4 protein-coding genes are annotated in these 10491 nt (G+C 33.7%); all 4 read right to left on the reverse strand.

The window, feature by feature from the left end:
• A partial coding sequence (locus BTO16_RS17620; RefSeq protein ID WP_170064445.1) for an immunoglobulin-like domain-containing protein occupies nucleotides 1-5424 on the reverse strand: 5424 nt, incomplete at its 3' end.
• 174 nt (nucleotides 5425-5598) lie between these two features.
• Nucleotides 5599-6759, reverse strand: coding sequence for an Lcl C-terminal domain-containing protein (locus BTO16_RS10255; RefSeq protein WP_105021601.1), 1161 nt, complete (start codon nucleotides 6757-6759; stop codon nucleotides 5599-5601).
• Nucleotides 6760-6950: 191 nt separating this feature from the next.
• Nucleotides 6951-8447, reverse strand: coding sequence for a LuxR C-terminal-related transcriptional regulator (locus BTO16_RS10260; RefSeq protein WP_105021602.1), 1497 nt, complete (start codon nucleotides 8445-8447; stop codon nucleotides 6951-6953).
• 1469 nt (nucleotides 8448-9916) lie between these two features.
• Nucleotides 9917-10491 (reverse strand): Ig-like domain-containing protein (locus tag BTO16_RS10265; RefSeq protein WP_170064447.1); only part of this gene is annotated, 575 nt, incomplete at its 5' end.

Genomic DNA, 10491 nt, shown 5'->3' on the forward strand with positions numbered 1-10491 from the left:
TTCTATTGTTCTTTCTACTTGTTCGGCAGCGTTTGAGTTTGCATCTGTTACATTATACGTAACTGTATAGGTTCCTACAAGTGATAGATTAACATTGCTAATATCGACATCAATAAAACTGGTTAAAGCAGTATCATCATCATAATTATCTGTTGCAGTTGCTCCTAATTCTGTATATGCAGCACCAACTTCTATCGTTTGTGGATTTAATCCTGTTAAAGTAAGTACCGGTATTGTTGTGTCTACAACCTCTACAGTTCTAATTACTGCAGCAGATTCATTATCTGAACCGTCTACCGCTTTATAACTTAAAATATAACTCCCAACATCTGCATTGTCTACAGTTCCTGTTGCAACTACTTTTGCTGAACAGTTATCCGAAGCAGTTGCGCCTAGATCTGTAAATACATCGCCAACAAGAATCGTAATCGTTCCATCACCCTCTAAAGTAATCGTTGGAGCAATGTTGTCTTCTAAAGTAACAGTGGAAGTGGCTGATGAAACATTACCAGTTGCGTCAGTAACTGTTAAAATAACAGGGACTCCTGCTCCAGCACCGTAAGCGTTACCTTCAGAAATTTTAATTCCTGTAATACTATTGCTGTTTCCAGAAACCCACATGGTTTCACCATCAAAAGCCGTGTTATAGGGAGTTACTCCATTAGTGGAAGTAGAGCTTATATAGGTACCATCCATATCCAATTGATGAACATATTGATGGTTACTTGGATTAGTTGACCAACTTTGAGCATTACCCCCTATATAAATACGGTTATTTGCAATGACCAAACCTCCCCAATGGTATATTGAACCTGGTAAAGTAATATATTTTACAAACACTCCTGTGTTTTTATCTACTACCTCAATTTTGTTGCCGCCATCAGCCAATAAATAAGCATAAGTAGCATCCGTACTAATTCCTCCAGGATTATTACCATTTGTTATCTTATAACTCCATACTTTTTGCCCATTTTCGTCTATACGAGTATAGGTTCTATGACTGTAATTTGCCGTGTAATAATCTGTCTCACTATCGGTATCCATCCATAGTTGCATCATCGTGCTTTGACCAGAATCAAAGGTTCTTAAAAATTGATGATTTGCGTCATAGACATTCACTGTTCTTCCTGACCACTGCGGATACCAGAATTCATTGGTATTTGGGTTGTATCCTCCACCTTTAGAGTGGGTATTCTGAGATTCAGTTCCTATAAAAGTAGGTGTTATTGCAGTGGATGTTCCGCCTAAATCATCACAAGAAAAATCAGTTGTATCTAAACTCAAAGTAACATCTCCTGAATCATCCAAAGAACCATTGTCGATGTCTGTAGTTGAAATACTTGCTTTACCAGAAGCATCTAATTGTACTGTAATATCTTGTGCTATTGCTGTTGGTGGTGTTGTATCTTGTACAGTTACAGTTCTTGTTGCAATCGTTTCGTTTCCACTTTCGTCTGTTGCTGTATACGTTACAGTATACGTTGCTGGGATATCCGTATCTATATCATCTGTAGTTACTAACGTAGCTGAACAGTTGTCTGCATAAGTAACGCCTGCATCTGTATAATCTGTATACGCATCGTGTGTTATGCTTGCATCGCCGTTTAAAGTAATCGTTGGAGCAATGTTATCTTCTAAAGTAACAGTGGCAGTGGCTGATGAAACATTACCAGTTGCGTCTGTAACTGTTAAAATAACAGGGACTCCTGCTCCAGCACCGTAAGCGTTACCTTCAGAAATTTTAATTCCTGTAATACTATTGTTGTTTGCAGAAACCCACATGGTTTCGCCATCAAAAGCCGTGTTATAGGGAGTTACTCCATTAGTGGAAGTAGAGCTTATATAGGTACCATCCATATCCAATTGATGAACATATCTCTGATTATTTGGGTTAGTTGACCAATTTTCAGCTATACCTGCTATATAAATACGATTATTTGCAATGACCAATCCTCCATGAATTGTCACTGTACCCGGTAAAGTAATCACTTTCACAAACACTCCTGTGTTTTTATTTACCACCTCAATTTTGTCGCCTTTACTAGACAACAAATAAGCAAAGTTATTATCCGTACTGATTCCTGAAGCATCACGTCCATTTGTACTTGTATAGCTCCATACTTTTTGCCCATTTTTGTCTACACGAGTAAACGTAGAATACCAATCGGCGACGTAATAATCTGTATCACTATCGGAATCCATCCATAGTTGCATTATGCTGGGTTGACCAGAATTAAAAGTTCTCAAGAATTGATGATTTTCATCGTATACATTTACTGTTGGGCCTTGCCATGCCGGATACCAGAATTCATTTGTATTTGGGTTGTATCCCCCAGCATGAGAGTGGGTATTCTGAGATTCAGTTCCTAGTAGTGTTGGTGTTATTGCTGTAGATGTTCCGCCTAAATCATCACAAGAAAAATCAGTTGTATCTAAACTCAAAGTAACATCTCCTGAATCATCCGAAGAACCATTGTCGATGTCTGTAGTTGAAATACTTGCTTTACCAGAAGCATCTAATTGTACTGTAATATCTTTTACTATTGCTATTGGTGGTGCTGTATCTTGTACAATTACAGTTCTTGTTGCAATCGTTTCGTTTCCACTTTCGTCTGTTGCTGTATACGTTACAGTATAGGTTGCTGGGATATCCGTATCTATATCATCTGTAGTTACTAACGTAGCTGAACAGTTGTCTGCATAAGTAACGCCTGCATCTGTATAATCTGTATACGCATCGTGTGTTATGCTTGCATCGCCGTTTAAAGTAATCTTTGGATCTTCAGTATCAATCACGGTTACATTGAAACCTTCTGATACACTATTTCCATTGGAATCTGTGGCTGTAGCAGTTACTAGCGTAGTTCCTATAACAAATACAGTTCCCTCTGCAATGCTAAACGTAATGGTTGGTGACCCTGAAGCATCTGCACTTGTTGCGCCAAAACTTAAAATCGTTGCGCCACAAACACTAGCATCTGAGTTTACACTTGTATTTGTTACTGTTAAAACAGGATCAATTGTATCGACAACGTTTACTGTTCTTGTTACTTGATCAGCAGTATTTAAATTTGCATCCGTAACATTATAAGTAACTGTATAAACCGCAACAATTGATGCATCAACATTTGAAACAGTTACAATATCTTCTGAAATATCACCATCATAATTATCTGATGCTGTTGCTCCTAAATCTGAATATGAAACTCCTACTTCTATTGTTTTTAAACTACTTCCTGTTAGGGTAATTACTGGTTTTGTAGTATCTACAATATTTACTGTTCTTGTTATTGTAGATGATTCGTTTCCAGAACTATCTATCGCTTTATAATATAAGACATAGCTTGCTACCGTATTAACATCTAAAGTTCCTGTAATAGTTACTGTAGCTGAACAATTGTCTTCTGCTGTTGCTCCTGGATCTGCAAATGAATTGCCAACAACAATATCCATCGTCGCTGATCCATTTAAAGTAATTGTTGGATCGATGTTATCTTCAACGGTAACAATTGCTGTTGCTGTTGAAACATTTTCATTGTCATCAGTAACTGTTAAGGTAACAGTATTAGTACCCAGATTAGAACAATCAAAAGACTTTTCACTTTCTCCTTCTGCAGCATATGTTGCTGTAATATAAAGTCGTTTACTTATCCCTGGACAAGGGTCACCAAAAACACCATTGGATGCAGGTATTGTTACTGTATTTTGTCCTAATGCATAGCTTTCTACAATGGTTAAACTATTATTTGCATTACAGCTCCCTATAGTATAGTTGTCAGCAGTTCCATTTGGCGCACCATAACTGGCAAAAGTAATACCATTTATAATGCTTCCCGAAGGAGCTTGCAACAAAACATCCCCTCCTTCAAAAGCAGTTCCGTTTAGTGTCCCAGAAACTCCAAATTGTAAGGTAACATCTCCTGAAGCATCCGAAGAACCATTGTCGATGTCTGCAGGAGTAATTGTTGCATTACCAGAAGCATTTAATTGTACTGTTATGTCTTTTGCTATTGCTATTGGTGGAGTTGTATCTTGTACAATTACAGTTCTTGTTGCAATCGTTTCGTTTCCACTTTCGTCTGTTGCTGTATAGGTTACTGCATAAGTTCCTGGAGTATTTATATCTATATCATCTGTAGTTACTAACGTAGCTGAACAACTGTCTGCATAAGTAACGCCTGCATCTGTATAATCTGTATACGCATCGTGTGTTATGCTTGCATCACCCTCTAAAGTTATGGTTGGAGCAATGTTGTCTTCTACAGTAACAATTGCGGTAGCTGTTGAAGTATTACCGTTTGCGTCTGTTGCTGTCATGGTTACCAATGTTCCTCTACCAGATGCAGTTGAACCTGTATGCCAGTCTGTAGCAGGGTCCATATTGGTAAGTATACCGTTATGTCCATTTCCACTAAGGTCTGAAACTGTTGAGCTACCTGGACCATCTTCGAACGGATAGTATGCTACCAGTCCTGTCTCAGTTCCAGAAAGAGTGCTACTCATAGTAGCTTGAATTTCTGCTTGAGTTTTAGCATAATCGAAAATTCTAACTTCATCCATTCCTGAAACAATAGAATTGGCTTCGTCATCATCTTTATACATTCCTAATGCTAACCATGAATCAGCATAGAATATATCTCCATTTTCTGCCGTAGAAGTATTTTCTAATACTCCATCAACATAGATTTTCATAGTAGTCCCATCATATGTACCAGCAATGTGGTACCATTGATCTAAGTTGAATTGATTAGTTGTCTCCATATATGTGAGACTACCACCGCCACCTACACTATTTAATGCAAATCCAAACCTATTATCGTTTCTAGTCTCTAAGTCCCATCCTCTTTCAAAACTACCATTGTCCTGTAAGAAGCCTACCATCGACTTCCAGATACCAAACGTTTTCACATTTACATAAACCTCTAAAGTAATCTCAGATACAGGTAATCCCAATGAAGCAGCACTTGCTTTCGCTCCACCATTTCCTGTAGCATCGATCCAGTCATTTACACCATCAAAATCAATTGAATAATTGTTCGATGTTATATCCGCTGCTACATCATCACAAGAAAAATCTGTTTTATCTAAACTCAAAGTAACATCTCCTGAATCATCCGAAGAACCATTGTCGATTTGTGCTGCTGTAATCGTAGCATTCCCGTTCTTATCTAGTTCTACTGTAATATCTTTTGCAATTGCTGTTGGTGCTGTTGTATTTGTAAAACTTTGCTGAAAACCTTGAGTAAAGACAAAACCAGTTCCTGTTAATGTACTAATTATAGGTTCTCCTATCGTTGAGGAAAAACTATAAGCTGCTGAACTGGAATAATTCCCACCGCTTGAAGAAATAGCTCTAGTAATTACTTGAGAAAAGCTAAAAGTAGCAAAAAATATGGCTGTAATTGTTAAAAGTATTTTTTTCATTAGTTGATGTTAAAATTAAACTCGATTACTTCCACGATGAATGGATAAATTGTTAAAAGTATTTTTTTCGTTATCTAAAATGATGTTTACAAAACTATTCATTAACACAAAAAGTATGTAGTGCCATCTTTTAAAATCGGTCGCTACCCCACACAAAATTAAATTGTTAAATAATTAAAAAGCTCGAACTGCACGCACATATAAAGGGGTACTCTTTTGGGTATTGTACTGATAACCCCTATCGAAATCCTGCATCCACGAATTAGAAGCATTGTACTCCGACTCCGAAGAACTCCAGTATTTGCCATCATCAGAACGAACAAATGCAGTAAACCCAGTAACCGCTTCTAATGTCGCTTTATTTTGATCCATTTGGTTTAATTCCTCTTTACTCGGTAAAAACCAATCGGTATAATCACCTCCTGCATATGCCCTTGCCAAACCTGCTGCATAGCTAGTTGCTGGTTCACCTTGCATTTCTATAATCTTAGTTGTGTTGATTACCCCACTAGATCCTGTAGCACCTACATATCGATCTCCCCATTGTATTCTTGAATCTTGGCCATGTATTGGCCTTTGGTCTTCTAAAGCACATACCAAGCCCTTTGAATTATCTGATGGGTCAACCCAAAATACAATACCGCCTGCTCTAAGATCTCCTACCGATGCCATAATTGGTTCTAAAGCTACTATTCTGGCCTCTAGGGCTGCAATTGCATTTGCATTTACTAATTCTGCTGCTCTTGCCATTACTACCTCCGCTGCAATTGCAGCTGTATTCGATTGCTCTGCCGCTCTTGCAGATGTTGCCTCATCCTCCATTACAGATATAATCCATGCAACGGCTGTACCATTCCAAACCAAAGCATCTGTATAACCAACTTTAGCTGTATTTAAAGCTACAGCCGGCGCATCACTTGATGTTTTTGCATACAGCGAATAAGGCACATTCATAAATGCTGATGTTCCCATATCAACATATCCATTACCATCATTTACTTCTACTTTTAACAAATGATTGGATGAACCCCAATCAACTGCATCAAATGTTGCTGAAGAACCTGAACCTGTTGTGGTTCCTTGGCCAATAATAGCTGTAAAAAGACCATAGTCATTAGTAGTTGCTGTATGTGTTTCTTGCCAACTTATATTTCCAGTACTTATATCTGAAATAACAGAAAACTGAATCGTTAAAGTTTGATTTATTAATACATCACCAGAAGCATCTCTTGCTACTGCCTGATAATTGATTCCTTGAGGTACACTTTGAGCAATTTGAGCAAAAGTAATTGCACAAAATAGTACGGTTATTAATGTCAAGAGATTTTTTTTCATACTGTTACTATTTTATATTTAACTTAAAATTTAATTACTTTAAAGCGGGATATACTTGATATTGAAAGGAAGATATACTTGATATTGAAAGGAGGATATACTTGATATTGTTCAAAAGTGAATAAAAACAATCAATAGACCTATCAATTAAGGGGTGATTTTTATCACCCCTTAATTTAAAAAACTAGTTGTTAGGTGTTTAAATGTTTTATTTTTGCTTTTACATCTAGCCTATTATTTATATTTAGTTTGGTATAAATATTTCTAATATGTGTTTTCACTGTATTCGAAGAGATAAATAGCTTTTCACTTATCTCTTTATTACTACTTCCTTCGTTTAAATATTTTAAAACATCTACCTCTCTTAAACTTAAGGGTTGTGTAGATATAGTATTCTCTTCTAAAAAAACTAAATAAGGATTGACTATTTCAGATTTTTGTAATAACTTAAGTTGTGTACTTTCTATGGCTTCTTTTAATTGTTTTATACTTAGATCTCCATTTATAATTTTAGTTTTCATTCGATAACTAATGGCGTACGTAAAAACAATGATATCTAACCAACCTGCAATTTTTACAATAAGCATATCTCCATCAACTTTCCAAAGCCCAAAAGGATAACAAATTATAAAAAAAACTGCCAAAGGAACCATTAATAGATAACCAAGTACATAAAATTTTGCAGCCGGTATAATCTTTAAATAATGAATACCAAAAAGCCATAAAACAGGAAAAGCTGAGATACCAATGGTATCTGCTATTGCTATAAAAGTATAATTATTAGTATATAGAAAACGTATATAAAAAAAGAGAACTAGAAACGGAAATAAATAAAAGTAATTTGTAAAATGTAAGATTCTTTTTTCAAGATTTAGAAATTTTATTGAAAATAACAAGAACCAAATTAAGGTAGAAATATGAACTAATAGTTCTAGTTTGTAATAAAATTCGTTTCCTCTAAACAGCTGTATTAAAGAGCCATCGTAAAATAAAAAAATCATCATTAAAGAAGCTAGTAAAAAGAAATAATACAAATAGGTGCTTTCTCGAAATTTAATAAAGAAAAATAGATTTAATAAAATTATGATCATACAAGTACCATAATAGAAACTGTTAATCGCCTTTTTATCTAATACATAGTTTAAAAAGACTTTTTCATTTATAATTTTTATTGGAAAATTGGCTTCTTTTGGAAAATTTACTTTTAAAAAGTAAATATTATCATTAACCTCATTAGCGTTTACTTTAAAAGCAGGAAACTTAAAATCTATTGGTAACTTATCTCTAGCAATGCTATTTCCGGTTGAACTTATATAATTTAAAGATGCCCCGTTTAATTGATAAACGTCAATCGCATCAATATTATGTGTAGGTATGTATGTAATTAAATTGTGAGTTTCCTTTGTTTTATTAATAATTAACTTGAACCAATAAATACCATTATTAATACCAAAACTACCAGTTTCAGGCATGCTTCTAAATTCATTTAAAAGAACCTCTTCCTTTAAAAGTTTTTTATCTTCTTGTAAATAGGATAAAGAAAATATAGTTGAATTACTTTTTACTGCATTCTGAGACCTTATCTCTTGTGAAAAAGTGAAACAAATACTTGAAAAAATAAAAAAAGGTAAAACTATCCGAAACAATAGTGTAGCGAAAGATATCTTTTTAGCTAAAAAAAATCTCATTATTTATTAAATTATGTTATTGAGGGCCAAAACTTAAATATTAATTGCAGTAATGGTCTAATTAATAAATCTATCTATTTCAAATTTTAAAAGCATTTTTTTTGATTTCCTTCTTAACTATTTTACATGTAATTAGATCCGAAAATGATCGAAATAACGCACATACAAAGAACAAGAAAATGATTTTTTTTAGTATACATTGTCTAGGTTTTAATATTATAAAGTTTTGCTAAAACTTTCTTATTGTGCAAATATGGCAATAAGAAAGCCAGAACAAACTCGCATTAATGAGGTTAAAACACCTCATTAATGAGTGTAAAAAGCTGTTTTACACAGTTAATGCCAGGTTAAACATAAATTTAGACTTAATCTGTCATAACTATTTTCCTCATCAAACAAAAATATTTGCGCTTTACACTTGTATAACAGACTTTATTTTTACTAATAATAATTATAAAAACACCTGCAAATTTCTCTTTTTTAGCACCCAAAACACACCCTTAAATTTCTATCTAAAAAACCAAAAACAGGTCAAGAGTTATCTCAACCTGTTTTCTTAATATGATAAAAACTATAACTTATCAAATAATAATGTTTAATTCCTTTTTTCCACAATTAACGTTTTAATAACTATGTCATTCTGGTTAATTATTCTAAACAAAGAACAGTAAACAAATTGGTCTGTCCAATTCTAATCGTACTTGTAGAATTATCTCCTTTAAAGATAGATTTTCGTTCTATACGTTTACCTCTAGCATCAAAAAGATAGCTATCTGTTTGTAGATTAATATCCGATAATTTTATAGTAAAAATAACCAAATTAACATAGTACGAATGTGTTGCTTTGTATGCAGATTGATGCAGGGATTTAAAAATAAATCTTGTATTTATGGATGAAACATTAAAAGTAAAAAACTTAAGAAGCTGTTTTTTAAAAGTCTAAAAATGAGATATATAAGTAGGAAGTTTTTCCTTCGGATATTCTCTTCTACTAAGGAATCTCTTTATAAATAACAATCAAATTAGAAGTAATGAAACTAATCCCTGCGTAAGTTAGTTTGTTTCATAAACATCTTATAATTTTAAAACAGTCACCGTCTTTGTAACCTTATATTATTACTTCGCAAACACCTAAACCTCAAAAAAAACTCTTGTCCTGATTATTGGAATTACATTCAAAAATTTGTTTTGATAGAACTCAGTTCAAATTATTTCTTCGGATGAATTATACTACTTTTAATAGTTTTACGTGCAGAAACTCTGCCTTCATGATCTAAAATCAAGTTTCCTTAAAAAAGGGTTTTAGGTTAGATACCTTTAATTTGTTCTTCAATTTCTTTTTAGCAAACCTAATAGCATGTATTTATAAAAACACCCTTTATTTAAGCATATTTAAAGGCGGGACATAGAAAACAAAAAAGAGGAAAACATACGCTTTCCTCTTTTTTAATACTAAACTTTATTTAAATTTAGTTAAATATAATTTTTGAAGTTCCGAAATCTACTTCTGAGCTCAAAATCTTTAAAAATAACACTCCAGGCTTAAGATTTAAATTTAAATCAAAAACATTTCGCCCTTTCTTAATCTCTAAAGCTGAATTATAAACAACCTTGCCGGTTACATCAAAAATATAAAGTGTAGCCTTTGTTTGTATGTTACTAAATAAAGTACTCTGTACATAGCCGTTTGATGGGTTAGGATAAACTAAAAACTCATTTTTAGAATCTATATGATCATCTATAGTAGCATTTGTAAGATCCCTTTTAGGTATTACCACAGTTACCGTAACAGATGCTGTTGAAGCGTCTCCACTAGCATCTGTAATAGTATAAATAAAAGAATCTACCCCATCATAACCTGTTTTTGGTGTGTACACAATAGTTAAGTTATTTACAGATATTTTTCCTCCATTTGAGGTTACTGTAGAAGATCTTCCATTTCTAAGGGTTAATGGATGGTTTGCATGCACACCATCTATACCATAATTATCATTTGCAGTTACTGTAAAAATGCTATTTAAACTATTTATATCTATCGTTTCTA

This window comes from Polaribacter glomeratus (assembly GCF_002954665.1).
Lineage (GTDB): Bacteria > Bacteroidota > Bacteroidia > Flavobacteriales > Flavobacteriaceae > Polaribacter > Polaribacter glomeratus.

Coding starts and splice junctions, on each gene's coding strand:
- BTO16_RS10255 (WP_105021601.1), bottom strand. CDS start 6,759: ATGAAAAAAAATCTCTTGACATTAATAACCGTACTATTTTGTGCAATT.
- BTO16_RS10260 (WP_105021602.1), bottom strand. CDS start 8,447: ATGAGATTTTTTTTAGCTAAAAAGATATCTTTCGCTACACTATTGTTT.